Annotated in this window: 23 protein-coding genes; 13 read left to right on the top strand and 10 right to left on the bottom strand. The window is 74.9% G+C overall.

Going from position 1 to position 25,356, the window contains the following annotated elements:
• Window positions 1-16 precede the first annotated feature (16 nt).
• Window positions 17-913: an SDR family NAD(P)-dependent oxidoreductase gene (locus ACVJO7_RS00775; RefSeq protein WP_344022660.1), complete on the top strand. Its 897-nt coding sequence runs from the start codon at window positions 17-19 to the stop codon at window positions 911-913.
• A 53-nt stretch (window positions 914-966) separates the two neighbouring features.
• On the opposite strand, the gene ACVJO7_RS00770 is transcribed toward ACVJO7_RS00775, so the two are convergent.
• Window positions 967-2,670 carry a glycoside hydrolase family 13 protein gene (locus ACVJO7_RS00770; RefSeq protein WP_491671278.1) on the bottom strand — a complete coding sequence of 568 codons (1,704 nt, stop codon included), beginning with the start codon at window positions 2,668-2,670 and terminating at the stop codon, window positions 967-969.
• Window positions 2,671-2,760: 90 nt separating this feature from the next.
• Here ACVJO7_RS00770 and ACVJO7_RS00765 point away from each other — a divergent pair, with 90 nt between their 5' ends.
• Window positions 2,761-3,783, top strand: coding sequence for a LacI family DNA-binding transcriptional regulator (locus ACVJO7_RS00765; RefSeq protein WP_491671277.1), 1,023 nt, complete (start codon window positions 2,761-2,763; stop codon window positions 3,781-3,783).
• Window positions 3,784-3,802: 19 nt separating this feature from the next.
• On the opposite strand, the gene ACVJO7_RS00760 is transcribed toward ACVJO7_RS00765, so the two are convergent.
• Complete coding sequence (locus ACVJO7_RS00760) at window positions 3,803-4,927, bottom strand: DUF418 domain-containing protein (protein ID WP_491671276.1); 1,125 nt, start codon at window positions 4,925-4,927, stop codon at window positions 3,803-3,805.
• A 74-nt stretch (window positions 4,928-5,001) separates the two neighbouring features.
• Here ACVJO7_RS00760 and ACVJO7_RS00755 point away from each other — a divergent pair, with 74 nt between their 5' ends.
• The 6 genes from ACVJO7_RS00755 to ACVJO7_RS00730 all read left to right on the top strand — a co-directional run bounded on the left by ACVJO7_RS00755 (window position 5,002) and on the right by ACVJO7_RS00730 (window position 10,781).
• Window positions 5,002-5,583 carry a TetR/AcrR family transcriptional regulator gene (locus ACVJO7_RS00755; protein ID WP_491671275.1) on the top strand — a complete coding sequence of 194 codons (582 nt, stop codon included), beginning with the start codon at window positions 5,002-5,004 and terminating at the stop codon, window positions 5,581-5,583.
• Between the two features lie 597 nt (window positions 5,584-6,180).
• The gene (locus ACVJO7_RS00750; RefSeq protein ID WP_491671274.1) at window positions 6,181-7,659 is read left to right on the top strand and encodes an NUDIX hydrolase; all 1,479 of its coding nucleotides are present in this window, start codon (window positions 6,181-6,183) and stop codon (window positions 7,657-7,659) included.
• Complete coding sequence (locus ACVJO7_RS00745; RefSeq protein WP_491671273.1) at window positions 7,659-9,533, top strand: ABC transporter ATP-binding protein; 1,875 nt, start codon at window positions 7,659-7,661, stop codon at window positions 9,531-9,533. Before ACVJO7_RS00750 ends, ACVJO7_RS00745 begins: the two co-directional genes overlap by 1 nt.
• Before the next feature lie 172 nt (window positions 9,534-9,705).
• Complete coding sequence (locus ACVJO7_RS00740; RefSeq protein ID WP_344022676.1) at window positions 9,706-9,918, top strand: hypothetical protein; 213 nt, start codon at window positions 9,706-9,708, stop codon at window positions 9,916-9,918.
• Between the two features lie 16 nt (window positions 9,919-9,934).
• Complete coding sequence (locus tag ACVJO7_RS00735) at window positions 9,935-10,306, top strand: cupin domain-containing protein (RefSeq protein WP_491671272.1); 372 nt, start codon at window positions 9,935-9,937, stop codon at window positions 10,304-10,306.
• 49 nt (window positions 10,307-10,355) lie between these two features.
• On the top strand, window positions 10,356-10,781 hold the full coding sequence (locus tag ACVJO7_RS00730) for an META domain-containing protein (RefSeq protein WP_344022680.1): 426 nt from the start codon (window positions 10,356-10,358) through the stop codon (window positions 10,779-10,781).
• A gap of 16 nt (window positions 10,782-10,797) precedes the next feature.
• Here ACVJO7_RS00730 and ACVJO7_RS00725 read toward each other — a convergent pair whose 3' ends face one another.
• Together ACVJO7_RS00725 and ACVJO7_RS00720 are read right to left on the bottom strand one after the other, a co-directional pair.
• Window positions 10,798-11,574, bottom strand: a complete 777-nt coding sequence (locus tag ACVJO7_RS00725; protein WP_491671271.1) for an alpha/beta hydrolase — start codon at window positions 11,572-11,574, stop codon at window positions 10,798-10,800.
• Window positions 11,574-12,629, bottom strand: a complete 1,056-nt coding sequence (locus ACVJO7_RS00720) for an alpha/beta hydrolase (protein ID WP_491671270.1) — start codon at window positions 12,627-12,629, stop codon at window positions 11,574-11,576. Before ACVJO7_RS00720 ends, ACVJO7_RS00725 begins: the two co-directional genes overlap by 1 nt.
• 248 nt (window positions 12,630-12,877) lie before the next feature.
• Here ACVJO7_RS00720 and ACVJO7_RS00715 point away from each other — a divergent pair, with 248 nt between their 5' ends.
• Window positions 12,878-14,482: an alpha/beta hydrolase gene (locus ACVJO7_RS00715; RefSeq protein WP_491671269.1), complete on the top strand. Its 1,605-nt coding sequence runs from the start codon at window positions 12,878-12,880 to the stop codon at window positions 14,480-14,482.
• Between the two features lie 349 nt (window positions 14,483-14,831).
• Window positions 14,832-15,299: a hypothetical protein gene (locus ACVJO7_RS00710; protein ID WP_491671268.1), complete on the top strand. Its 468-nt coding sequence runs from the start codon at window positions 14,832-14,834 to the stop codon at window positions 15,297-15,299.
• 33 nt (window positions 15,300-15,332) lie between these two features.
• On the opposite strand, the gene tgmC is transcribed toward ACVJO7_RS00710, so the two are convergent.
• A complete protein-coding gene (gene tgmC, locus ACVJO7_RS00705; RefSeq protein WP_491671267.1) occupies window positions 15,333-16,520 on the bottom strand; it encodes an ATP-grasp peptide maturase system methyltransferase in 1,188 nt (395 codons plus the stop codon).
• Between the two features lie 416 nt (window positions 16,521-16,936).
• Between tgmC and ACVJO7_RS00700 the strand changes: the two genes are divergently transcribed.
• Entirely contained in the window at window positions 16,937-17,398 is a 462-nt protein-coding gene (locus ACVJO7_RS00700; protein WP_344022692.1) for a DNA-processing protein DprA, read from the top strand.
• Entirely contained in the window at window positions 17,395-18,687 is a 1,293-nt protein-coding gene (locus ACVJO7_RS00695; protein ID WP_491671266.1) for an NsdA family TPR-like regulatory protein, read from the top strand. The genes ACVJO7_RS00700 and ACVJO7_RS00695 overlap by 4 nt, the downstream gene beginning before the upstream one ends.
• Window positions 18,688-18,757: 70 nt before the next feature.
• On the opposite strand, the gene ACVJO7_RS00690 is transcribed toward ACVJO7_RS00695, so the two are convergent.
• The 4 genes from ACVJO7_RS00690 to boxC all read right to left on the bottom strand — a co-directional run bounded on the left by ACVJO7_RS00690 (window position 18,758) and on the right by boxC (window position 24,128).
• Window positions 18,758-20,248 (bottom strand): NCS1 family nucleobase:cation symporter-1, encoded by a 1,491-nt coding sequence (locus tag ACVJO7_RS00690; RefSeq protein WP_491671265.1) that lies wholly within the window; start codon window positions 20,246-20,248, stop codon window positions 18,758-18,760.
• Between the two features lie 74 nt (window positions 20,249-20,322).
• The gene (locus tag ACVJO7_RS00685; RefSeq protein WP_344022696.1) at window positions 20,323-20,961 is read right to left on the bottom strand and encodes a helix-turn-helix domain-containing protein; all 639 of its coding nucleotides are present in this window, start codon (window positions 20,959-20,961) and stop codon (window positions 20,323-20,325) included.
• A gap of 18 nt (window positions 20,962-20,979) precedes the next feature.
• Entirely contained in the window at window positions 20,980-22,401 is a 1,422-nt protein-coding gene (gene boxB, locus ACVJO7_RS00680; protein ID WP_344022698.1) for a benzoyl-CoA 2,3-epoxidase subunit BoxB, read from the bottom strand.
• A gap of 5 nt (window positions 22,402-22,406) precedes the next feature.
• Window positions 22,407-24,128, bottom strand: a complete 1,722-nt coding sequence (gene boxC, locus ACVJO7_RS00675) for a 2,3-epoxybenzoyl-CoA dihydrolase (RefSeq protein ID WP_491671264.1) — start codon at window positions 24,126-24,128, stop codon at window positions 22,407-22,409.
• Between the two features lie 154 nt (window positions 24,129-24,282).
• Between boxC and ACVJO7_RS00670 the strand changes: the two genes are divergently transcribed.
• A complete protein-coding gene (locus ACVJO7_RS00670; protein WP_491671263.1) occupies window positions 24,283-24,864 on the top strand; it encodes a DUF3558 family protein in 582 nt (193 codons plus the stop codon).
• A gap of 13 nt (window positions 24,865-24,877) precedes the next feature.
• Here the strand turns inward: ACVJO7_RS00670 and ACVJO7_RS00665 are convergent, their stop codons facing one another.
• Window positions 24,878-25,321, bottom strand: coding sequence for a GNAT family N-acetyltransferase (locus ACVJO7_RS00665; RefSeq protein WP_491671262.1), 444 nt, complete (start codon window positions 25,319-25,321; stop codon window positions 24,878-24,880).
• Window positions 25,322-25,356: the final 35 nt, after the last annotated feature.

Raw genomic sequence — 25,356 nt, 5'->3', positions numbered from 1 at the left:
GGTGCCGCCCGCGGCTGTGGCACCCGCCGGTGCCGCGCCCGCCGCGGCCGGTGTCCCGACCGCCGCGCAGGTCCTCGCCGGAGTGGACCTGACCGGCCGTCGCGCCGTCGTCACCGGGGCCGCCGCCGGCGTCGGCCTGGAGACCGCCCGCGCGCTCGCCGGCGCCGGCGCCGAGGTCACCCTCGCCGTGCGCGACGCCGACGCCGGTGCCGTCGCCCGCGCCGCGATCGTCGCCGAGACCGGCAACGAGCGGGTCGCGGTCGGCGAGCTCGATCTCGCCGACCAGCGCTCCATCGCCCGGTTCGTCCGGCTCTGGGACGGCCCGCTGCACATGCTGGTCAACACCGCAGGCGTGTCCGCCGTCCCGCTGACCCGCACCGCCGAGGAGGAGTGGGAGCTGCACCTGGCCGTCAACCACCTCGGGCCGGCCGCGCTCAGCTCCGGCCTGCACTGGGCGCTGGCGGCCGTCGACGGCGCCCGGGTGGTCAACCTGTCGTCCAGCGCGCACCTCACCGCGCCGTTCGACCTGGAGGACCCGCACTTCATGTCCACCCGCTACGACAGCGCGCTGGCGCTCGGCCGGTCCCGCACCGCCGCCGTGCTGCACGCCGTCGAGGCGACCCGGCGCTGGTCCGGCGACGGGATCGCGGTCAACGCGGTCGCCCCCGCCGCGGACCGGCTGACCCCGCAGCAGGGGGCGGCGACGGTGGTGCTGGCCGCCGCGTCGCCGCTGGCCGGCGGGATCAGCGGGCGCTACTTCGAGGACCTCGTCGAGGCCGGGCCGGCCGATCCGCGGACCGGCCGCGGGGTCGCGGCGCACGCGCTGGACCCGGTCGTGGCCCGGCGGGTGTGGCGCTGGACCGAGCGCACGCTGCGCGAGACCTGGTTCTCCGGGCTGCCGGTGGTGGCCTGAGTGACCGGTGACACGCGGATCGGTGCACCCGCCGGTCGCCGTCCGGATCGGGCTCAGGAGCGGAGCCAGGCTGCGGTGTCGGCGGGGACCTCGCCGCGCGCGGTGAGCGGTCCGCTGGTCAGCATCACCTCGGCCTCCTCCGGCAGCGAGACCGGCGCCGACGACACGTTCACCAGCGCGGTGAAGCCGCCGTCGCCGTCGTCGGAGACCCGGGTGAAGGCCAGCGTGCCCTCCGGCGACGGCTGCCAGCTCAGCGTCCCGCCACCCAGCGCCGGATGCGCGCGGCGCAGCGCCAGCGCGTCCCGGTAGAGGTTCAGTACCGAGTCCGGATCGGCCGCCTGGACGTCCGCCGCGTGCCGGGCGAAGACGTCCGGCTGCGGCAGCCAGGGCCCGGGCCGGGTGGGGCTCACGTCGCTGAACCCGTGCCACGGCTCGCCGGCCACCCAGGGCAGCGGCACCCGGCAGCCGTCCCGGCCGCGCAGGGTGTGCCCGGACAGCTCCCAGGTCGGGTCGTCGAGCCGGTCCACCGGGATGTCCTCGACCTCGGGCAGACCGAGCTCCTCGCCCTGGTAGAGGTAGGCCGTGCCGGGCAGCGCGAGCATCAGCAGCGTCGCCGCGCGGGCCCGGCGCAGGCCCAGCTCCGGATCCGCCGGCAGCTCCAGCACGTCGTCGAGGTTCCACCCGCGGCCGGCCTCGGGCTTGCGGGACAGCCGGTTCGGGTGCCTGCACACGTCGTGGTTGGACAGCACCCAGGTCGCGGGCGCGCCGACGGCCGAGTTCTCGGTGATCGCGTCGTCGATGTGCGAACGCAGGTCCTCGGCCAGCCAGGCCGCGGTCAGGAAGTTGAACGAGAACGCCGTGTGCAGCTCGTCCGGGCGCAGGTAGCGGGCCAGGCGCTCCGGGTCCGGCACCCACGCCTCGGCGACGAACACCCGCGGCGGGTCGTAGGAGTCACCGATCCGCCGCCAGGACCGGAAGACCTCGTGCACGCCGTCCCGGTCGAGATAGGGGTGGCCGCCGTCCTGCGCGTCGTTGACGCCCTCGACGACGTCGGGCAGCCCGGGCTCCTTGACCATCGCATTGGCCACGTCCACCCGGAACCCGTCGACGCCGCGATCGAACCAGAACCGCAGGGTCTCCTCGAAGTCCGCACGCACCTCGGGGTGCTCCCAGTTCACGTCCGGCTGCCGGACGTCGAACAGGTGCAGGTACCACTGCCCGTCGGTTCTGTCGGCTCCGCCGGTGCCGTGTTCGGGCAGCCGCTCCCAGGCGGGTCCGCCGAACATCGAGCGCCAGTTGTTCGGCGGCTCGGCGCCGTCCGGGCCGCGGCCGTCGCGGAACAGGTAGCGCTCCCGCTCGGGCGAGCCGGGACCGGCGGCGAGTGCCTCCCGGAACCAGGCGTGCTCGTCGGAGTGGTGGTTCGGGACGATGTCGAGCAGCACCCGGATCCCGCGCTCGTGCGCCTCGGCGATCAGTGCCTCGGCCTGCGCGGTGTCGCCGAACATCGGATTGACAGCCCGGTAGTCGGCCACGTCGTAGCCGCCGTCGGCGAGCGGCGAGGGGTACCAGGGGTTGATCCAGATCGCGTCGACGCCGAGCCGGGCCAGGTGGTCGAGCCGGTTGCGCAGGCCGGCGACGTCGCCGGTGCCGTCGCCGTTCCCGTCGGCGAAGCTGCGGATGTACACCTGGTAGACGACGGCGTTCCGCCACCACTCGGCGGTCGCCTCCGGGCTGCGGGCTGGGTCGTGGGCGGTCATGCCTCTCCCCGGGTCGGAAGTGTGTCTCACGGTGTTTCACACTGTTCCATGCTGTTGCAACATCTGTCGAGGCGGGAGCAGACTGGCGTCGTGACCCAGGAGCGGGCAGGGCTGCGCGACGTGCCGCGCGACGTGCCGCGCCGGGCCGGGGTGCGGCGGGTGGCCGAGCTCGCCGGGGTGTCCCCGGCCACCGTCTCGCGCGCGCTGCGCGCGGGCACCCCGGTCTCCGCGGACACCCGCGAGCGGGTCCGGCGGGCCGCCCTGTCGGCCGGGTACCGGCTGCCGGCGCGCTCGCTGACGGTCGCGGTGCTGGCCCGCTTCCCGACCCGCTGGTTCTTCGCCGAGGCGGTTGCCGGCGTCGAGTCCGTGCTGGCCGCCGCCGGGCACCTCACCCAGCTGCACAACGTCGGCGATCCGGCAGGCCGGGCGCACTTCTTCGCCACCCTTCCGGTACGCGGCCGGGTGGACGGGCTGATCGTCGTCGCCTCCGCACTCGACGACGCCGAGCGGCGGGCGCTGGACGATCTCGGTCTGCCGGTCGCGGTGGTCGGCGGCGACATGCCGGGGCGGCCCCGGATCGGGATCGACGACCGGGCCGGCGCCCGGGCCGCCGTCCGGCACCTGGCCGGGCTGGGTCACCGGGAGATCGCGCTGGTGTCGTTCGACCCGTCCGAGGCCTGCGGCCGCACCACCACCCGGGACCGCCGGGACGGCTGGGCCGACGCGCTCGCCGAGTCCGGGATCGCGCCGGGGCCGGTCCTGGAGGTCGGGGCCGACGTGGCGGCCGGGGACGCCGCCGCCGGGCGGCTGCTGTCGCTGCCGCACCTGCCCAGCGCGGTCTTCGCGATGTCCGACGAGGCCGCGCTCGGCGTGAGCCGGACGCTGCGCCGGGCCGGGATCGACGTGCCCGGACGGGTGTCGGTGATCGGGTTCGACGACCACGAGATGGCCGCCGTCGCCGATCTCACCACGATCGCGCAGCCGGTCCGCCGGCAGGGCGAGCTCGCCGCGCGGGCGCTGCAGGCCGTCGTCGCCGGGGAGGAGCCGGCCGATGTGGAGCTGCCGACCCGGTTGGTGGTGCGGGGGACGACGGCGCCACCGGGCCGAGCCTGAGCCGGCGCCGGGCAGCGGCTCAGTGGGTGGGTTCGACCAGCCTGCGCAGCAACGCCTCCGCCGGGCCGGGCCGCCCGGCGCGCTCGGCGGTCGCCGCGACGCCGACGGTGACCGCCCAGACCCCCAGGCCGATCCCCGCCGCGCCGGCCGGGCCGACCGAGCCGCCGAGGTCGAGCAGGTACGGCTCGAACAGCAGCAGCCAGGCCACCGACTGGGCGAGGTAGCAGCTCATCGAACGCCGGCCGCAGGCGACGAGCGCCCCGGTCACGCCGGTGCGCGGCCGGGTGGCGAGATGTGCGGCGAGCAGCCCGATCGCGGCGGCGTAGCCGAGCCCGCCGGCGTATCCGGTGAGCGTGTGCAGGGCGCCCGCGGCGACCGCGCCGAGGGTGTCGGGTGCCCAGTACCCGGTGGTCCGGGCGGCCTGCGGCAGCGCGCCGAGCACCGCGATCGCGATCCCGGCGGTCGCGGTCCGGCGGAGCAGGGCCCGATGTGCCGCCGGGTCCTCCAGCAGCCCGCGCCGGGCGGCCCAGATCCCGATCAGGAACGGAGCGGCCGCCATCAGCGCGTTCAGCGGGGTCAGCACCGGGAACACGGTCAGCCGCAGCAGTGCCGACGACAGCGGATCGGCCGGCAGCTCGGCGCCGCCGGTCGGGTCGGGCACCGCGAGTACGGCCCCGTACACCGATGCGCCGACGATCCCGGCGAGCCCGGCCAGGACCAGCAGGCGCGGTCCGGGTGCGCGCAGCATCCCGGCCAGCACCAGGGCGAGCAGTCCGTACGCGGCGAGGATGTCACCGGTGAACAGCAGCGCGGTGTGTGCGATCCCGAACGCCACCAGCCACCGGCCGCGCCGGCGCAGCACCCGGCGTGCCCCGTCCGGGCCGAGCCGCTCCTCCCGGCTCCGCAGGATCTGGACCAGGCCGTAGCCGAACAGCGCGGCGAACATCGGATACGCACGGCTGTCGACGAGCAGGGTGAGCGCGGCCTGGGCGACCGTGTCCACCACCGGCGCCGCACCCGGGAGCGGTGCGAGCACCCGGCCGGTGAGCAGCTGGGCATGGGCCAGCGCGATCAGCGCCAGCATCAGCCCGCGGGCCAGATCGGGTGCGAGCGCACGCTCGCGGAGTGTCCGGGAGACGGGCACGATGACTCCAGATAAGATACGGAACAGTATCTAGGCAGAGTAAGATACGAATCCGTATCTAACAAGGAGGGCGAGTGGCGGCACGTACCCGACGCCGTGGCGACCAGCTGGTCGCGGCGCTCCACGAGTCGGTCCTCGCCGAGGTCGACGAGGTCGGGCTCGGCCGGCTGACGATGGAGGGGGTCGCCCGCCGGGCCGCGACCGCCAAGACCACCCTCTACCGCCGCTGGCCGACCCCCGAGGCGCTCCTGCTGGAGGCCATCGGTGCCGCCTACCCGGTGGAGCAGCCGTCGCCGGCCGCCGACGACCTGCGCGGCGACCTGATCCGCGCGCTGGAGCTGATGCTCGAGTGGTCGCGGCACCCGAGCGCCCGGGCCGTGCAGGCCATCCTCGCCGACCGGCGCCGGGTGCCCGAGCTCACCGCCGGTCTGCACGAGGTCTTCGGCGCCTCCGGCCGCCGGTTCACCGCGACCGTGCTGCACCACTACGCGCGGCTCGGGCAGCTCGATCCTGCTCTCCTCACCCCCGTCGTCGAGGACATCGGCGAGGCGCTGGTGTTCAAGCACGGCCTCGACACCGGGGAGGAGCCCGGCCGGGAACGGCTGGCGGAGATCGTCGACCAGGCGATCCTGCCCGCGGTCGGGATCGGCCGGTGAGCCGAGCCGCGCCCCGCACCCCGGTGCCCCCGCGCACCCCGGTGCCCCGCGCACCCCGGTGCCCCCGCGCACCCCGGTGTCGTCGCCGCACCCGTTCCAGCGGGTACGGGAGCGGGCTGGGGGGTGCGGGACGGCGCGAGGCGGGGTGCGCGCTCGCCGCCGGGGTGCGGGGCCGCTGCTCTGCTCACAGGGCGCTCGGCATCGGGCGTTCGGAACCGGACGCTCGGCATCCCGCGCCGGGCACCTGCACCCGGTGCTCTGCGCCGGGCCCCGGGCACTGTGCCGGCCGCCCCGCGCCGGCCGCCCCGCGCCGGGCACCTCGCGCCGGGCACCCGCATCGGGGCATGCGGCGCCGGGCCCCGCATCCGGGCAGCGCATCCGGGCAGCGCATCCGGGCACTCAGCACCGGGCCCCGCACCGGGCGCTTCTCGCCGCACCCCGGCGTCGTCCCCGCACCCGTTGGAACGGGTGCGGGGAGCAGGCCGGGCTGCGGCGACCGAGGGGTAAGCCTTCGCGCTCGGTCCTGTGTGGCCGGATTACCCCGCCTTAACCTTCGCGCAGCGTGCTCCTACGGGCCGTTCACCCACGGTTACCGGCGTGCAGAACCCGATCGCGGACACCGCGCCGCCCAGCAGCCCACCCGTCCGGGCGGCCCGTCCGGTGCCGCCGGGAACCGGCGCCCTGGCCCGGGCCCGGCTGGCCGGCAGCGCCGCCGCCGCGGCCTGCTGGCTGCGGGCGCTCGCCGAACCGGGCGGGGGTGATCCAGCCCCGGTCGCGGCGGCCCTCGACGCGCTCGGCACGCTGCGCACCGAGCTCCGGTCGCTGCGGCCCCTGCTGGACCGTGCCCGCGCGGTCCGGGCCCGGGCGGCGACCGACGCACCGGCCCGGGCGCTCGCCGCCCGGCACGATCTGGACCATCGGATCGCCCTGCTCGACGGCGCGCCCACCGACCCGGAGGCCACGGTGCTGCGCGCTCAGCTGGCGCGGGCCCGCCGGCGGGCCCCGCTCCCGGTGCTCGACACCGAGCTGCGCCGCGAGCTGGACGCGCTCGCCACCGGCCGTGTCCCGCTGCGCGGCGACGCGCCGCTCGGTGACCCGGAGCTCCCGGCGTCGGTGCTGCTGCCGCCGCTGCTGCACCGCCGGTTCCGGAAGCTGGTGCGCACCGATCCGGGGGCCACCGCGGACGTGCTGCGGCGGGCCGCCGAGCTGCGGATCGTGCTGGCGCTGGCGACCGCGGGCGGGCTCGACCGGGCCGACCCGAGCGCAACCGGCACCCCGGCCGCCCCGGGCGCCGCCGGCAGCCCGACCGGCACCCCGGCCACCCCGGCGACCCCGGTCGCTCCGGCGACTCCGGTCGCTCCGGCGACTCCGGTCGCTCCGGCGACTCCGGCCGGTCCGGCGACTCCGGCGACCCCGGCCACCCCGGGCGCCGCCGGCAGCCCCGGCCTCCCCACCGTCGACGCCGCCGCGGCTGCGCTGCTCGACCGCGCCACCGCCGCCCACGACGCCGAGATCGCGGCCGAGCTGGCCGACCGGCTCCCACCCGGCCCGGCCCACGACGCGCTCACCCGGATCGCCACCACCGGGCCCGGCCTGCGCACCGCGCTCGCCGACCTGGGCGGGCTGCGCGATCTCCTGCCGGTCGACGTCGACGGCCCGGCCAAGCGCGCCGCGGGCGGGGTGCTGCTGCGGCCCGGCCCGGACGGCCCCGAGGTGCTGCTCGTGCACCGGGTCCGGCACGGCGACTGGTCGCTGCCCAAGGGCGCCGTCGCACCCGGTGAGTCCGATCTGGAGGCCGCGCTGCGCGAGGTCCGGGAGGAGACCGGGCTGCGCTGCCGGGCCGGCGCCGAGGTGACCGGCGTCCGGTACCGGGACCGCAACCGCCGGGCCAAGCAGGTCCGCTACTGGCTGATGACGCCGCTCGCCGGTGCCGGCTGTCCCGATCCGTCCGAGGTGGACGGTGTCCGCTGGGTGCCGCTGGCCGACGCGCAGCGGTGGACCTCCCGGGAGCGTGACCGGGTCGTGCTGGACGGCGTCGCCCGCGAGCACGCCGGCCGGTCGGGGCGGGTGGCCTGATGATCGCGACGCTGTGGCGGTTCCGTGCCCTGCTCGCCGGGCACCGGATGCGACTGGCCGGTGGCGGCGCGCTGACCGTCGTCGCGGCCGGGCTGGCGCTGCTGCTGCCGTGGCCGCTGGCCGTCGTCGTGGACTCGGTGCTCGGCGGCGCCGGGGTCCCCGACCTGCTCGAACCGCTCACCCGGGTGGTCGGCACCGGTCCCGGGCTGGTGTGGGCGTGCGCGCTCGCGCTGTGCCTGGCCGCCGCGGCCGGGGCGGCCGCGACCTACGGCGCCGAGCGGGTGCTGGCCGGGGTCGGCGAGCGGATGCTGGCCGACCTGCGGCAGCGGCTGTTCGCGCACCTGCACGCGCTCGGCCTGCGCTACCACGAGGGCCAGCGGATCGGGGATCTCGGCAACCGGCTGACCGCGGACACCTCCACCGTGCAGACGCTGCTCGTCGCGGTGCTGTCGGTGCTGCTGCCGAACGCGACGCTGCTGGTCGGGATCGTCGCGGTGACCCTGGTCGTCGATCCGGCGTTCGCGCTGCTGTCGCTCGCGGTGGGGCCGACGCTCTACGTCGTCCTGGTGCACTACCGGAAGATCATCAAGTCCTGGGCGGCCGTCGCCCGCGCCGCCGAGGGCCGGGTCGCGGCGCACGCCGCCGAGTCGCTCGGCGCGATCCGGCTGGTCAAGACGTTCGCCGGCGAGGACCGCTCACAGGCGCGGTTCCGCGGGTACGGCCGGGAGCGGATGGTGGCCGGTCTGGCCAGGGTCGACCACGCCGCCCGGTTGCCCGCCGTCGTCGAGGTGCTGGTGCACGCCGGACGCGCGGTGGTGCTGCTCGCCGGCTCGCTGCGGGTGCTGGACGGGTCGATGGACCTCGGTGTGCTGCTGGTGTTCCTCACCTACAACGAGCGGCTCTACCAGCCCGTGCGCCAGCTCGCGAAGCTGCAGACGACGATCAGCAAGGGGCAGGCGTCGGCGGACCGGGTGTGCGAGGTGCTCGACACCGCACCCGAGATCGTCGACGCGCCCGGCGCCCGGCCGCTGCCCCCGCTGCGCGGGCACGTCGAGCTGCGCGACGTCCGGTTCGGCTACGACCCGGCACGACCGGTGCTGGACGGCGTCTCGATCGTCGCCCGGCCCGGCGAGACGGTCGCGCTCGCCGGACCGACCGGCGCCGGGAAGTCGACGATCGGCGGGCTGCTGCTGCGGCTGCACGACGTCCAGTCCGGCGCGGTCCTGCTCGACGGGCACGACGTCCGCGCCGTCACCGTCCGCTCGCTGCGCGACCAGGTGTCGGTCGTCCCGCAGGAACCGGTGCTGATGGCCGGCACCATCCTGGACAACATCGGCTACGGCGCACCGTCGGCGTCCCGCGCGCAGCTGGTCGCGGCCGCCCGGGCCGCGCACGTCGACGAGTTCGTCGAGCGACTCCCGGACGGCTGGGACACCGTGCTCACCGAACGCGGGTCCACGCTGTCCGGCGGGCAGCGGCAGCGGATCGCGATCGCCCGCGCGCTCGTCCGGGACACCCCGGTCGTGCTGCTCGATGAGCCGACGTCCGGACTGGACGCGGTGTCGGAGTCGCTGGTGATGGCCGGTCTGGAACGGCTGACGGCGGGCCGCACGGTGATCGTCGTCGCGCACCGGCTGTCCACGCTGCAGTCCGCCGACCGGATCCACGTGCTGGACCGGGGCCGGATCGTGCAGTCCGGCACGCACGCCGAGCTGGTCGCCGCCGACGGGCTGTTCCGCGACATGCACCGGCTGCTCACCGACGCCCCGGCGGACCCGCCGGCACCGGGGGACCCGGCCGGCCGCCCGGCCGCGGTCGACCCGGCGACGGTGTGGCTCACGCCGGGGCGCACCGCGGGCCGGCGGATCGCGTGAACGCGGGCGGGCCCGGCCGCCGGGCCGCCGGACCGGGACCGGCGCCGGGAACCGGGCCGCCGGGCGTGGCCGGACGGGGACCGGACCGGCGCCGCGCGTGGTCACCGGGCCGCAACCGTCGCCGTTGTCGGGGGTTCGTGGTTCCCTCGTCGGGGGAACCGGGAGGTGGGCCGTGGTCAGGGTGGACGGGCACTGGCGGAACCGCAGCTGGGTGCGCACGCACTACCGCCATCCGCTCCGGCCGGAGGCCGACCAGACGGTGCTGATCTTCCCGCGGGCCCGGCTGCTGCGGCCCGACCTGTCGGCGCACGGCGGGCCGTTCCCGTCCTCGCCGGTCGGCGGCGCACCCGGCCCGCGGCTGCCGGCGCCCCGGCCGCCCTCCTGAACCGGGCGGGGGCAGGATGGTCGGCGTGCCACGACTGATCGAGACCGCGAGCCGGGTCACCGCCGCCGGGACCCCGCCGAAGACCATCGACGAGTACGTCGGCCGGGTGAACACCGGCACCGACGCGCTGTCGGTCGCGCACATGCGCAGCCCGTCCGGCTGGGCCGAGCCCGGCCAGACCCCCGAGTTCGACGAGTACACCCTCGTCCTGCGCGGGGAGCTGCGCGTCGAGCACTCCGGCGGCGAGCTGACCGTCCCCGCCGGCAGCGCCGTGCACACCGCGCCGGGGGAGTGGGTGCGCTACAGCTCGCCCGGCCCCGAGGGCGCCGAGTACGTCGCGGTCTGCCTGCCCGCCTTCGAGATCGGCGCCGCGCACCGGGACGACTGATCCCGGCGGGCCGGTCGACAGCGGACGCCGCGGACGGTAGGTGTGGGGTGTGCTGAACCGGACACTGCTGGGATCCGCGCTGGTCGCCGCGCTCGCGCTGGCCGGCTGCGCGGACCCGCCCGCGGGCGCGGGCGGCCCGGCCGGCGACGGACCGCGCCCGGCCGTCGCCGGGGACCTCACCGGCGGCCACTGGTACCCGGCCGACGGCACCGCGCAGGGCCGCGCGTTCGCCGAGTTCGCCGCGGACGGGAGCTGGACCGGCTCCGACGGCTGCAACGGCCAGAGCGGCACCTGGGCGCTCGACGACGACGGCACCTTCACCGGCACCGCGGGCATGAGCACCCTGATCGGCTGCGAGAACGTCCCGGTCGCGTTCTGGATCGACGAGGCGGTCCGGGCCGGGACCGACGACGGCGACCTGCTCCTTCACGACGCGGCGGGGGAGACGGTCCGGCTGGTCCGCGAGCTGCCCTGACCGGCCGGGTGACCGCTCAGCGGGGGATCGGCAGCCAGTCCAGGACGTCCCGGATCCGGGCGTCCCAGTAGGCCCAGTCGTGCTCACCCGGCCCGTCGTGGCCGGTCACGTCGAGCCCGGCGGCGCGGGCGGCCGCAGTGAACCGGACGGACTGGTCGTGCAGCGGGTCCCCGGTGCCCGCGCAGACGAACAGCGGCGGCACCGCGGCCGGGTCCGCCCGCCCGAGGAGCGCGAACAGGTCGGCGTCGGTGCCGGTCACCTCCTCGCCGCCGAGGATCCGCTCCCAGATCCGCGGGTCCTCCTCGCGCGGCGGGGACCGCACCAGCTCCGCGACGTCCAGCGCCCCGGACAGCGACGCCGCCGCCCCGAACCGGCCCGGCTCGCGCAGCGCCCAGCCGATCGCGCCGTAGCCGCCCATCGACAGCCCGGCGACGAACGTCCGTGCCGGATCACCGGACACCCGGAAGAACCGGGCGACGAGCTCCGGCAGCTCCGTGCACACCCAGGTCCGGTACCGGCCGCCGTACGCCTGGTCGAGGTAGAAGCTGCGGTGCACCTGCGGCATGACGACGGCCAGCCCCAGCTCGTCGGCGTACCGCTCGATCGCGGTGTAGCGGGTCCAGGCGGTGTCGTCGTCGGACAGCCCGTGCAGCAGGTAGAGCACCGGCGGCCGCGCGTCCAGGTCGCGCACGCCGGCGCCGATCCGGGTGCGGGACGGCTGCGGGAGCAGCACGGTGATCGAGGTGGCCAGCCCGAGCGAGTCGGCGACGACGTCGCAGCGCAGCCGGGCCATCAGCGCACCCCGGCGAGGAAGTCGCGCAGCACCCGGGTCCAGCGGGCCTCGGCGTCGAACAGCGGCCCGTGCCCGGACCCGTCGAACCACTCGGTCCGGACGCTGCCGCCCGCGTCGGCGTAGCGCTCCAGCACGGTCCGGATCTGGGTGACCATCTGCTGCGGCGGGAACTCCTCGGCGCCCGGCCAGCCGGGGATCAGCCCGGCCCGCCCGAGGGTGCCCGCCTCGAGCATCGAGCCGTCGGCGACGATCAGGTCGTCGCTCCCGTGCGTCCACAGCACCGGCGGTTTCGGGTCGAGGCCGACGATCCCGTCCCAGCGCAGGTGCTTGGGCGACAGCGCGTTGAGCACCCCGGAGCCGCCGGGGGCGAAACCGGGCCAGTGCGGCGACGACGCCGCCGAACCCGGGTAGCCGCCGTCGCCGATGGTGGTCAGCAGGATCTCCTCGACCAGCAGGTCCTCCCGCTCCGGGGACAGCCGGAACGACGGCGACCAGTACGTCCGGCGCATCACGTTCCGGATCGAGAACGGGCTGTCGGCCGAGGCGTCGCGCTCGCGCAGCCGTCGTACGAACTCGGGGTTCGCGCCGGCCGCGCCGGAACCGGCACCGTCGGGGTGCACCGGGGTGCCGTCGTCGCGGACGCCGCCGTAGCCGTACGGCCCGACCGGGTCGACCAGCGTCAGCGACGCCGCCGGCCGGGTCAGCGCGAACCGGGCGATCGCGCCGCCGCCGGTGGACCAGCCCACCAGGTGCGGGGGCGCGTCGACGCCGAGGGTGCGCAGCAGGGCGGCGACGTCGTCGGCCCAGTCGTCGAGCCCGCGGGTGGCGTCCAGCGGGGCGGGCTCGCTGCGGCCGAACGAGCGCATGTCCGGCGCGAGCACCCGGAACCCGTCCCCGGCGAGCGCCGGCATCACGTGCTCGTAGAACCGGCCGGTCGAGAGGTTGCCGTGCACCAGGACCAGCGGGGTCCCGTCGGACGGGCCCGCCTCCAGCAGGTGGATCCGGAGCCGGTCGGTCGGTACCTCGCGCGTACGCACGCCGGGCAGCAGGTCCACGCCCGGATCCTCGCGGCGCCCGTGCGGCGCGGTCAAGGACCGCCGCGGAGCCGTTCGCCGCCCGGTACCCGACCGGGGGAGCCGCTCCGCGCGGCGTGCACGCGTCGCCCATTCTGGGGCCGTTCGTCCGAGTCCGTTACGCCGATCGCGTCCCTCTGCGGCGTGACCGTTGTGGACACGTGGTTGCGGGTGGCAACGTCGCGGCCCGACGTCGGGGGCGGGCGCGAGCCCGGGAGCGGGGGCCACACGTGCGCAGGACGACCGTCAGCAGGCTCGTCACGACGGTGCTCGCCTGCGCGGTCCTGACCGGCGCCGGGGTGCCGGGACGGACCGCCGCGCCCGCCGCGCCTGCTGTGCCCGCCGCGCCTGCTGTGCCCGCCGCGCCTGCTGTGCCCGCCCCGCCCGCCCCGCCCGCCCCGCCCGCCGGGCAGATCTCGTGGGGGCCGTGCCCGTCGCCGCCGCTGCAGCAGGCCGGGGCCGAGTGCGGGTTCCTGCCGGTGCCGCTGGACCACGCCGATCCCGGCGGCGAGCAGATCGAGATCGCGGTGTCCCGGGTGCGCCACACGGTGCCGGACGCGCAGTACCAGGGCGTCATGCTGGTCAACCCGGGCGGCCCCGGCGGGCCCGGCCTCGGGCTGAGCCGGCTCGGCGGCGCCGTCCCGGGCAACGCCGGTGCCGCCTACGACTGGATCGGTTTCGACCCGCGGGGCGTCGGCACCAGCAGGCCGGCGCTGAGCTGCGATCCCGGCTACGGCGGCTACGGCCGGCCCGACCACCGCCCGGAGCACGGCGCCGAGGCCGCCTGGCTGCCCCGGACGCAGGCGTACGCCCGGGCCTGCGCCGAGCGCGGCGGCGCGCTGCTGGAGAACCTGCGCACCGAGGACACCGTGCGCGACATGGATCTGCTGCGCGCCGCGCTCGGCGCCGAGCAGATCAACTTCTACGGCTTCTCCTACGGCACGATGCTCGGCCAGGTCTACGCCACGACGTTCCCCGACCGGGTCCGCCGGATGGTGCTCGACGGCGTCGTCGATCCGCGGGCCTGGTGGTACCAGGCGAACCAGAACCAGAACGTCGCGTTCGAGCGCAACATCGGGGTGTTCTTCGACTGGGTCGCGAAGAACGACGCGACCTACGGCCTCGGCGACTCCGGCGACGAGGTCGAGGCGCTCTACTACGAGATCGGTGACCGGCTGCGGGCCGAGCCGGCGGGCGGGCTGATCGGCCCGGCCGAGTGGACCGACATCTTCCTCAGCGCCGGGTACAACGTCGGCGCCTACACCCGGGTCGCCGACGCCTTCGTGGCCGGCACCCGGGGCGACGCCGCCACCCTGAAACAGGCCTACGACCAGGCCGGGTCACCGACCGACGACAACAACTACGCCGTCTACCTCGCCACCCAGTGCACGGACGCCCCGTTCCCGCAGGACTGGGCGACCTGGAAGGCCGACAACACCGAGACCGACGCCGTCGCACCCTTCGAGACCTGGGGCAACGCCTGGTACAACGCGCCCTGCCTGGACTGGCCGGTGCCGCCGGGCCCGGCGCCGGAGGTGCGCGGCACCCTCGCCGAGGGGCCGCTGCTGATCTCCGAGACCTACGACGGCGCCACCCCCTACGAGGGCGCGCTGCAGGCCCGCCGGACGTTCCCCGGATCGTCGCTGGTCGAGGGGCTCGGCGGGCACACGCACTCGGCGTCGCTGTCCGGGGTGTCCTGTGTCGACGACGCGGTCGCCGCCTACCTCGCCACCGGCGCTCTGCCGGAGCGGACCGGCGGCGACGGGTCCGACCTGCAGTGCCCCGCGGTGCCGCCGCCGGACCCGGTCGCGCCCGCCGCACCGCCCGGGAGTTGATCGCCCCGGGCCCGCTCCGGCCTGGCCCGGCCCGCCTTGCTCCGGCCCGGCCCGGCCTGGCCCGGCCCGCCCTGCTCCGGCCTGGCCCGCCCCGGCCCGGCCCAGCGCACCGAGATGCAGCTCACGGGGCGCTGGGACGAGCAACGACCGCGCTGAGCCGCATCTCGGCGCGCGGGGCCGGGACGGGCGCCGCATGCTGGGACGATGCCGGTGGGCGGGCTCGATCCCGTGGCGGACGTCCTGGTGCCGCTCGGGTTGCTGCTCACCGTGGTGACCACGGTCGGCACCGTGCACCGGCTCAAGGGCAAACCCGTGGCTGGCGCTGCTCGCCCCGCTGTCGGTGGTGTCGGTGATCGGGATCGCCGGGATCGCCCGGGTCGCGCGACCGGACTCGCCGTGGGCCCGCTGGCGCTACTCGCCCGACCGGATGGGACAGGCCCGGATCCGGTTCGGCCCGGGCGGCGCCGGCCCGGAGCCCCGGTGGGATCCACCCGCCACCGCCGGATTCGTGACGGTGCTGGCCGGGGTGGTCGCGGGCGTCCCGGCCGGTGCGGTGACCTCGTTGGCGGGCGGGGTGATCGTGGTGCACGCGCTGCTCGCGTCGGTGGGCCGGACGGCGTCCCTGCGGGTGTGCCGGTGGACGGTCGGCGGCGCCGCGGCCGGGCAGGCGGTGGCCGTCGCGCTCCTGCTGCCGGGCCTCGGCACGCTCCCGGGGATGGTGACGACGACGGTGACCGGGGCCGGGTTGGCGTTGCTGCGGCCGCGGGCCGGCCCGGGGGTCGATGCCCTCGATCCCGGCGAACCGCTCACCCGGTGAGCCGTGCGCCCGCCCGGCCGGCGCCGTCCCGGGTCAGATCGCCGATCGGTGCCAGGTGTGGGGGCCGCCGGGGTCGTCGAGCCACACCCGGTGACGGTCGGGGGTGACCGAGATCCCGAGGCGGGTCCGGTGCGGGGAGCCGGCCGCGACCCACTCGTCGTGTGCGTCCTCGATCAGATCCCACAGGTGCTGGGGTCCCGCCTGCTCGACCTGCTCGGTGGCGGGATCGCGGTAGGCCCACGACCCGTCGGAGTGCAGGAGCCATTGCACCGTTCCGCTGTCCCGGTGCAGCGTGACGCGGGTGATTCCGGGATGGCGCCGTCCGGCGAGTACGGCCCAGCCGGGGGCGGGATCGGGGACCGACCCGGTGCGGCGCACCTTCCGTCTGTGCCCGTCCGGGCTGGTGGCGGCCGCTCGGAGCAGCACGTCGACCGGGAGCGGCACCTCGGTCCGGGTGGGCATGAAGTGAGCATCGTCGGCGGTCAGACGGCCGTGCGCGTGACCGTGGTCGTCGACGACCAGCCGCACGATGAGCCCGGCTCCGAGGCCGTCGTTCAGGCTGGCGACAATGATGCCGCCGGGTCGCGTCTGGGCGACCCATTCCGACGGGACCGCGGTCACCCCGTAGGTCGCGATGACCCGATCGAACGGTGCGCGGTCCGGGACCCCGTGAGTGCCGTCGCCGACGGCCAGGTGGGGCCGGAGCCCGTGGTCGTGAAGGACGCGGAGTGCGTGCTCGGCGACGACGGCGTCGTACTCGATACTGGTGACCAGGCCCGCGCCCAGGCGGTGGCACAGCAGCGCCGTGCTGTAGCCGGTGCCCGTGCCGAGTTCGAGGACGTGCTGACCGCCGGCGACGTCCAGGGATTCGAGCATGCCGGCCATGAGGCTCGGCTGCGAGCTCGACGAGGTCACGGTCCCGGTGACCGGTCCGTGGGCTCGGGTGTGCCCCCACCGTGTCCCGTCGGAGTCGAGCTGCGTCGTGATCGGCTCGTCGGCATGGGCGAGATCGAGCCACCGGGGATCGTCGGCACCGATGGCCCGGTGAGCGCCGCGGTCGGGGGTGAAGGCGAACGCCCGTGGCACGAACAGGTGTCGCGGAACCGTCTCGAACGCCTCGCGCCATGCCGCACTCCGCAGCCAGCCACCCTCGACCAGAGTGCGGACGAGTTCCTGGCGCCGGTCCCGGGTGGGATCGGAACTCGTCGGTCCGGTTCTCATCGCTGCTCCCCGGTCGGTGTCTCGGCGATCGTGGATGCAACCGGCGCTCCGGTGGCGTCGTCGGACCGGTGCGCCTGCCCCGGCAGGCGGCGTGATCGTGGAGCACGCCCCGGTGGGCGGTGCCTCGATCCCGGCGAACCGCTCACCCGGTGGCCGTCGGGCGCCACCGCGCACTGCCTGGGAGACGTAGCCTCCATCGTGGTCGGTTCGCCGGGCAACGACGACGCCGGCAGGTCCACAGCCCTGCTCCCGGCGTCGTGAGGTCGATCGGTCTTCCGCATTCCCGGCACCGGCTCCGCACCAGCACGCTGGTCTCCAGTTCCTCGGTCGTCCGGCCACGCCGGCTCGCCGTCCATGGGACCGTGGTCGCGGCCGATGAGGACAGATGACAAGTGATGACATGCGGAGGAAGCGGCGTGTCCCGAGCGATCACGGTGACCGGGACCCGCGAGGTCACCTCTGAACCGGACGCCGGTCTCGGGGCGGTCTTCGCGGCCTACCTGCTGCCCTTCACGACGTCGTCGAGCACCGTGCACCTGGGCGGCGCGGCGGGCATCGACACCGCAGCCCTGGACTGGCTGGCAGCCCACACCGGTGCTGCGCTGATCGTCGTCGTCCCGTGCACGGTCGCCGACCAGCCCGAGGTGGCGGCCACGGCCGTCCGGCGGTGGCAACGGCGGGGCAGGCTCGCCGGCGTCGTCGAGCTGGGAGCCCGACGACCGGGCACCGGTGCCTTCCACGCCCGGAACCGGTGGATGGTGGACCGCAGCGATCTGGTGATCGGTTTCCCCCGGGGCGACGATCCGTCGAGCGGGACCCGGTACACGCTCGGCCACGCCGCCCGTCTCGGGCTGCCCCACCTGGTGGTGCCGGTGTGAGTCCGGGTGACGGTCCGGCGCGGAGGCTGCGACGGCTGCGTGAGCGACGCGGGTGGTCCTGGGCGGATCTCGCCAGAGGGCTGCGGGACACCGCCACCGAGGTGGGTGTGCCGCCGCCGTCCGGCGGGTCGATCGCCGGCGTGCGGCGCACCATCGCCCGGTGGAAGCGACGAACGGACGGCACGACGCCGGGGCAGCGGTACCGGGTGTTGTTGCTGCACCTGTACGCCCGCGGGCCGGACGGCGCGCCCGATCTCGGCCCGGGATCGGACTTCGCCGAGATCGTCGACGTCCTCCGGGAGGTCGGGGTTCCTGCCGCCCGGGTCGCGGAGCTCGTCGACCTGGTTGCCGGGCAGGTGGCAGCCGGTGTGCTCGTCGACCGGCCCGTGACTGCCTCAGCAGCCGGTACCGATCCGGCGGTGCTGTGGTCGCTGGGGCAGGCGCTCGCCCAGATCGACGAGGGGATCGGAACGGTCCCGTTCGTCCGATTGCAGCTGCAGCTCGCCCCGGTCCTGGAGTCCTCGCGTCGCGCGCTGCGGACCGGTCCGCAGGACGAGGTGATCGCGATGACCGCCGGAGTGTGCGCACTCGCCGCCAGACTGGCCTTCGAGACCGGCGACGACGCCGCCTCCCGGGCTGCCCACGACGAGGCAGTCGCGCTGGCCGGTCGGCTCGGCGACCGCAGCCTGCGCGGGGCGATCCGGACCAGCCGCGCGATGATGGTGATGCACGCGTTCGGCGGACCGCGGGCCGCGGACGGGATCGCCAGGGCCGCCGTGGCGGACTCCCACCACGGGTCGCGCAGCATCGTCCGGGCTCGTGCGCATGCCGTGTACGCCGAGGTCCGGAGTGGTTGCGGAACGGCGGCCGAGGCGGCCGTCGCGCTCGACCGGGCCCGACGGTGCATCGAGCAGCTCTCCGCGGACGACCGGTCCGGCTTCACCGAGGCCCGCCTCGACGGCTTCGACGGCCTCTGCGCCCTGCACACCGGGGACCTGCCCCGGGCCGAGCAGGGCCTCGGTCGGGCCCGGGCGGCGCTCGACGCGTCGCGGGACCGGATCCAGCGGGCCATCGTCGGGGCGGACCTCGCCCGCACCAGGCTGCTGCGCGGCGAGGCCCGCGACTGTGTCGAGCTGCTGCACGAGAGCGTCGACCTCATCGGCGCCACGGGCGGCCGCGTTCCGATGCGGAGGGTCCGCTCGGTCCGCCGGGACCTCCGGCCGTGGCGGACCGAGCCGTTCGTGGCCGATCTCGACGACCACCTGCACGAGGTACTCCTCGGGCGCTGAGCCCGGATTCCGTGTCTGACGGGTCGCGCGATTCGGGCACAGGCCCGATGGTGTTGAGCGCCGGTTCCGGTCAGCCGCTCGTCTCCCCGGCCGGCGCCGCGGTCCGGTAGTGCCACAGCAGCGCCGTGTACAGCGCCCCGCCCAGCGCGGCCCCGATCACCCAGGCGATCCCGCTGAGCTCGGCGAGCGCCGGGACCCACACCGCGGCGAGCGAGAACGTCCCGGCCAGGCCGATCGCGACGAGCGCCCTGATGTTCCAGCCGTGGCGGTAGTGGTAGCGGGCGTCCGGGTCCATCGTGAACAGCTCGGCGACGCGCACCGAGCGGCGCTGAATGACGTAGTAGTCGGCGATCAGCACGCCGTAGAGCGGCGCGAGCAGCGCGCCCAGGGTGTCGACGAACGTCGGCAGTCCGATCTCGTCGATCATCGCCACCCACAGCCCGCCGATCACGAAGCCGGCCGCCGCGGTGAGCAGCCCGCCGGTGCGGAAGCTGATCCGGCTGGGCGCCAGGTTCGCCAGGTCGTAGGCGGGCGGGATGAAGTTCGCGACCAGGTTGATGCCGATCGTGGCGACCACGAAGGTGACCGCGGCGATGATCGTCAGCACCGGGTTGCCGACCAGCCCGACGATGTCGGCCGGGTTGGTCAGCGGCTCGCCCTGCCCGTTCTGCAGCACGATGAAGGCGCCCGCGGTGATGAACAGGCTGAGGAAGGTGAACAGGGCCAGGCTCACCGGCAGCCCGGTGAAGTTCCCGATCCGCATCGACCGCTCGTCGCGGGCGAACCGGGCGAAGTCGCCGTAGTTCACGACGACCGCCGAGAAGTAGGCGATCATCGTGCCCATCACCCCGACGAACGCGCCGACCGCGGCCCAGCCCTGCACCTCGGTGTTGTCGAAGATCGCGCCGACGGCCGGGAGCAGCTGGTCGCCCGCCTGCACCCAGATGACCGCGAGCAGCGCGATCATCACGACGTAGACGGCCGGGCCGGCGAAGTTCAGGAAGCGCTCGATCCACACGATGCCGCGGGAGAACAGCGCGATCTGCAGCACGGCGACGAACGTGTAGGACAGCCAGTCCACCCAGTCCATGCCGAGGAACGTGGCCCGCCCCGGATCGGCCACGAACGCGTTGATCGCCAGCGCGACCGCGGTCGAGGCGAAGTAGGTCTGCGCGCCGTACCAGAAGATCCCGACGACGCCCCGGACCAGCGCGGGGAACCGCGCACCGCGCACACCCATGCTCGCCCGCGCCATCACCGCGTACGGGATCCCGTACCGGACGCTCGGCGTGCCCGACAGGTTGACCAGGAGGTTCACGAACGCGCCGGACAGCACGATGGCGGCGAACACCCACCAGCCGTTGATCCCCGCGGTGATGAACAGGCTGGCGGCCAGCGTGTAGCCGGCCAGGCTCTGCACGTCGTTCGTCCACACGTTGAAGATCGGGAACGGGCCCCAGCGCCGTTGCGCGGCGGGCAGCGGTGCCAGGTCGTCGTTGTGCAGGGTCGGATGCGGGTCGCTGCCGACATCGGAGTGCGTGTTCAGGACGGCGTCCGTCATGGGGGCTCCCGGGCCGGGTGTTTCGGACAACCGTGAAGCTATGGCTTAAAACGCCTGGTGTGGTTGCCGCCGGGTTAACCCTCTCGGAGGTCGACCGTGGCCCAGATGGCCACCGCGACCTCGCCGGTGCCGTTCTCCACCCGGTGCGGCCGCCCGGCCGGGAACGAGATGGTGCCGCCGGCCGGGACCTCGACGGCGCCGTCGGGGAACCGGAAGGTGAGCCGGCCGCGGACGATGCAGCCGGTGTCGTGGCCGTGGTGGGTGAGCATCTCGCCGTCCGGCGCGGACGACGAGCCGGGCGGGTAGGTCGACTCGAACAGGTCCAGCCCGGGCAGCGCGACCGGGGTGAGCCTGCGGTAGGTCACGCCGTCGCCGAGCTGTGCGTCCGCCGAGGGGAGGGCGACCTGCACGCCCGGCAGCGGCTGCGAGGTCTCGGCGCCCCCGGCGTCGTCCGAGCAGGACGGGCGGCGGGTGAACACGGCGTCGTCGAGTGCCGCCGACACCGGCACCCCGAGCGCGCCGACGATGTCGATCAACCGCTTGACCGACGGCTGCCGGGTGCCGACCTCGATCTGGGACAGCGCGCTCGCCGAGATCCCGATCTCCCGGGCCACCGAGGTCAGGGAGCGGCCCGCGCCGGTGCGCAACGCGCGCAGGCGCGGGCCGACGGCCTCCGGGAGCGAGGTCTGCAGGGTCCGGGGACTCTCGGTCACGGGCCCCAGCATGCCCGCTCAGGCGAAGTGCACGTACTCGTACTCGAAGGGCTTGCCGTTGATCCCGTTCGACGGCGGCGCGATCCAGCCGGCGATCTTGCCCGGCTCGTAGACCGGCCGCATCAGGTTCTGCACGTGCGTGCGGTCCGCGTCCGAGGGCAGCCAGTCGTCCTTGCGGGCCGCCCAGGCGTCCGCGCCGACGACGTCGCCCTTCGGCGTCACGTGGTGCCCGGAGAACAGCCCGACCTCCCGGTTGAACCCGACGTGCGGCAGGTGGACCCGGTCGTCGAACCCGTTCTTCTCGAGAATCTTGTTCCAGCGCTTGATCCCGGACTGGCAGTCCTTCACGTACTCGTTGCGCAGGTCCAGGTTCAGCGCCAGCAGGGCAGGCACCTCGTCGGTGACGATCCCGCCGTCGCGGACCTGCTCCATGCCGTAGCCGTCCTCGGTGAGGACGTGGTCGTCGCGGCGGCGCTCCTCCTGCCAGCGGCCCTTGAGCCCGGCGGTGAAGTAGTTCGCGGCGTTCGTGGACTGCTCGGAGCCGAACAGGTCCAGCGACACCGAGTAGTGGAAGTTGACGTACTTCTGGATCACGTCCAGCGGGACGCCGCCGTGCGGGGCGATGTCGGCGGTGTCGTGCTCGCGCATCAGCTCGCAGGTCCGCTGGACGACGCGGTCGATGCCGGTGGTGCCCACGAACATGTGGTGGGCCTCCTCCTTGAGCATGAACTCACACGTCCGCGACAGCGGATCGAAGGCGGACTCCTTCAGCGTGCCGAGCTGGTACTTGCCGTCCCGGTCGGTGAAGTAGGTGAACATGTAGAACGACAGCCAGTCCGGCGTCTCCTCGTTGAACGCGCCGAGGATCCGCGGCGAGTCGAGATCGCCGGAGTTGCGCTGCAGCAGCGCCTCGGCCTCCTCGCGGCCGTTGCGGCCGAAGTAGGCGTGCAGCAGGTAGACCATCGCCCAGAGGTGCCTGCCCTCCTCGACGTTGACCTGGAACAGGTTGCGCAGGTCGTAGAGCGACGGCGCGGTCTCGCCGAGCCGGCGCTGCTGCTCGACCGAGGCGGGCTCGGTGTCGCCCTGGATGACGATCAGGCGCTGCAGGTCGGCCCGGTACTCGCCGGGGACCTGCTGCCAGACCGGCTCGCCGCGGTTCTCGCCGAACGCGATCCGGCGGTCGTCGCCCCGCTCGGCCAGGAACACGCCCCAGCGGTACTCCTCCATCGCGACGTGGCCGAACTGCGCCCAGCCCTCCTTGCCGACGTCGACGGCGGTGCGCAGGTAGACGTCCTGGGTCGGGACGGCCGGGCCCATCGTCTTCCACCAGTTGATGAAGTTCGGCTGCCAGGACTCGAGCGCGCGCTGCAGCTTGCGGTCGCCGGCCAGGTCGACGTTGTTCGGGATCTTCTCGCTGTAGTCGATGGACCCTGTGCTCACTGTGCTCACACCCGCTTGCGGTCGAAGTCGGCCCTGCGGCCCGTCCCGTACTTGCGCAGCGCGCCCTCCTCGCCGGAGGCGTTGGGGCGCACGAAGATCCAGTTCTGCCAGGCGGTGAGCCGGCCGAAGATGCGGCTCTCCATCGTCTCCGGCCCGACGAACCGGTGATTGGCCTCCATCCCGGTCAGCGCGTCCGGGGACAGCGACGCCCGCTCCTCGAGCATGATCCGGACCTCGTCGTCCCAGTCGATGTCGTCCGGTGCGTCGGTGACCAGGCCCAGGTCGAGCGCCTCCCGGGCGTCGATCCGGCGGCCGGTCTCCTGGCGCAGCTTGGCGACGTGGTCGTCGTCGCCGTGGAACCGGGAGCCCAGCCGGGTCACGCCGTTGCCCATCGGGAAGGTCCCGAAGTTCGACGCCGTCAGCATGATCTGGGCCTCGTCCTGCTGCTCGTCGCTGTCCGGGTCGAGTGTCCCGTCGAGCATGTACTGCCGGTCGCAGGCCAGCGCCAGCTCCAGCAGCGCGCCGCCGAAGCAGGAGCCGGGCTCGATCAGCGCGATCAGCGACCGGGAGGTGACGTCGAGCCGCTTGAGGGTGCGCTTGAAGTAGTGCCGGATCTCCGAGACCAGCCAGTCCGATCCGGAGTGCTCCTCGATGACCTTCTCGAACGCCAGCGCGTCCTCGATGTCGCCGCGGGTCCGGATCACCCAGGTGCCCAGCTCCGGCTCGTTGGACCGCAGCCGCAGGATCAGGTCGTCGAGCTGGCGGGTCATCGCCAGCGGCCAGAACTCGGCGCCCAGCTCGCGCACCCGCTCGATCGACGACGGTACGCCGCCGTCCGGCCCGTCCACGGTGATCTCCACCAGACCGCGGTCGCGGTCGAAGCGGGCCCGGACGTGGGGGTACTCGATCCCGTCGGCGGTCTCGGTGCGCTGCAGCGGCGGCAGCTCGATCCCCTGCTCCGCGGGCAGCCGGGTGGACGCCCGGGCCGCGGCGACGGCCCGCTCGCGGACCGTCTCGTCCCACTTCCGCTTGGGGACGACCTCGTCGACCAGCTTCCACTCGACGGCCTGCCGCCCGCCGAAGCCCTCGGACTTCGTCGCGAACACGTCCGCCCGGTCCTTGCGGACCTTGCGCTTGTCGGTGACCCGGGTGAGCCCGCCGGTGCCGGGCAGCACGCCCAGCAGCGGGACCTCGGGCAGCGCGACGGTGGACGAGTTGTCGTCGATCAGCAGGATGTTCTCGCAGGCCAGCGCCATCTCGTAGCCGCCGCCGGCCGCGGTGCCGTTGACCGCGGCGATCCAGGTCTGGCCGGAGTGCTCGGTCGCGTCCTCGATGCCGTTGCGGGTCTCGTTGGTGAACTTGCAGAAGTTCACCTTCCACGGGTGCGACGAGCCGGCGAGCATCCGGATGTTCGCGCCGGCGCAGAAGTTGCGGTCCTTGGCGCTGGTCAGCACGGCCGCCCTGACCTGCGGATGGGTGAACCGCAGCCGCTGGGTGATGTCGTAGAGCTCGATGTCGACGCCGAGATCGTAGGAGTTCATCTTCAGCTCGTAGCCGGGGACGAGGCCGCCGGCCTCGTCGACGTCGAGCCTCACCCAGGCGACCGCCGGGTCCTCGGCGTCGATCTCCAGCTGCCAGTGCCGGTAGTGCGACGGATCCCGGTCGAAGTCGATCGAGGGGCTGTCGGCCGGGGCGTTCGCCTCGGTGGTGGGGCCGGCATCGGTCATGGGACGGGCGCCTCCTCGCGTCGTCGCGGCAACCCAAAGACTACAGGACAGTGACGCCGCGACGAAAGAGTGTGGAGTGTTCGCGTGTTCGCCATCGTGACCGTGCCCCGGCGATCCGCCATGGCGACGGCCGGCGGCTGTGACGGTGCCACCCGTGCGCAACCGACACCGACGACACCGATCCGTCCCCGACCTGCTCCCGCTGCCGGCCGTGCTCGCGGCGCTCGCCGTCCTCGCCGGCTGCGGCGCCGCGGCCGTGCTCCCCGGCGCCACGGCCCGCGACTTCCCGGCGGACGCCTGCTCCCTGGTCCCGGAGCCGGAGCTCGCCGGGCTCGGCCTGACCGGCCCGGGCCGGCCCGTCCAGTCGCCCGGGATCGGCTGCAGGTGGGATCCGGCCACGTCCGGGCCGGGGTCGTCGTCCGGGGTGCCGGGACCGGGCGCCGTGGTGCCCGTCGTCCTGGTCGGCGCGCCCGAGCCGGGCGACTACCGGAGGATGGTCGAGGTGCTCCGCGGTCAGGACGGGCCGGGCGGTCAGGACGGTCCGGGCGGCGGGCCGGGCGGGCGGGCGGCGGTGGACGTCGACGTCGCCGGACGTACCGGGGTGCAGCTCGAGCTCGGCGGGGTCGGCTGCTCGGTCGTGGTCGACCTGGATCCCGGCGTCGTCGTCGTGACGACCGGTGCGGGGTGCGACGCCGCCCGCGCGATCGCCGGAGTCGCTGCGGACAACGCCGGCTGACGCTGCCGGGTGGTCAGCGCGCGGCCGACGCCGCGGTGAGCGGCAGCTGCTTGCGGAGCTCGCCGACGTCGTTGCGGACGAAGCCGTGCGCGGCGAGCCACCCGGTGACCGGCTCGGGATCCGGGTGGCCGTCGGGCACCACGTTGTAGATGTAGTTCAGGCCGCGCCGGGCCGCCTCGTGCTCCAGCCGGGACAGCACGAACGAGCCGACCCCGCTGCGCTGCGCGTCCGGCCGGACCAGCACCAGGATCTCGGCGTCGCCCCAGGACTCGTCCAGCCGCCCGTAGGCGACGGTGTCACCGGCCGCGTCCTGCACCCGCCACCACTCGTCACCGAGCGCGTCCCCCACGGCCGGGGTGCCCAGCCCGAACAGGGCCGGGGACAGTGCCGCCAGCACGGCCGCCTTGCGGTCGTCCCAGCTCGCCGGGGTCTCCGGGATCCACTCCCACACGTCCACTCCGGCCTCCTCGCCGTCGGCTGCACATCCGGTGC

The sequence above is a fragment of the Pseudonocardia sp. DxW genome (assembly GCF_058448985.1).
This window is presented reverse-complemented; position numbering and strand designations above follow the sequence as displayed.

Excerpts from the sequence above, each read along its gene's own strand:
- ACVJO7_RS00735 (WP_491671272.1), top strand. The coding sequence starts at position 9,935 with ATGGTCGGCGTGCCACGACTGATCGAGACCGCGAGCCGGGTCACCGCC.
- ACVJO7_RS00725 (WP_491671271.1), bottom strand. The coding sequence starts at position 11,574 with ATGGCCCGGCTGCGCTGCGACGTCGTCGCCGACTCGCTCGGGCTGGCC.
- ACVJO7_RS00690 (WP_491671265.1), bottom strand. The coding sequence starts at position 20,248 with ATGACGGACGCCGTCCTGAACACGCACTCCGATGTCGGCAGCGACCCG.
- ACVJO7_RS00770 (WP_491671278.1), bottom strand. The coding sequence starts at position 2,670 with ATGACCGCCCACGACCCAGCCCGCAGCCCGGAGGCGACCGCCGAGTGG.
- tgmC (WP_491671267.1), bottom strand. The coding sequence starts at position 16,520 with ATGAGAACCGGACCGACGAGTTCCGATCCCACCCGGGACCGGCGCCAG.
- ACVJO7_RS00745 (WP_491671273.1), top strand. The coding sequence starts at position 7,659 with ATGATCGCGACGCTGTGGCGGTTCCGTGCCCTGCTCGCCGGGCACCGG.
- boxC (WP_491671264.1), bottom strand. The coding sequence starts at position 24,128 with ATGACCGATGCCGGCCCCACCACCGAGGCGAACGCCCCGGCCGACAGC.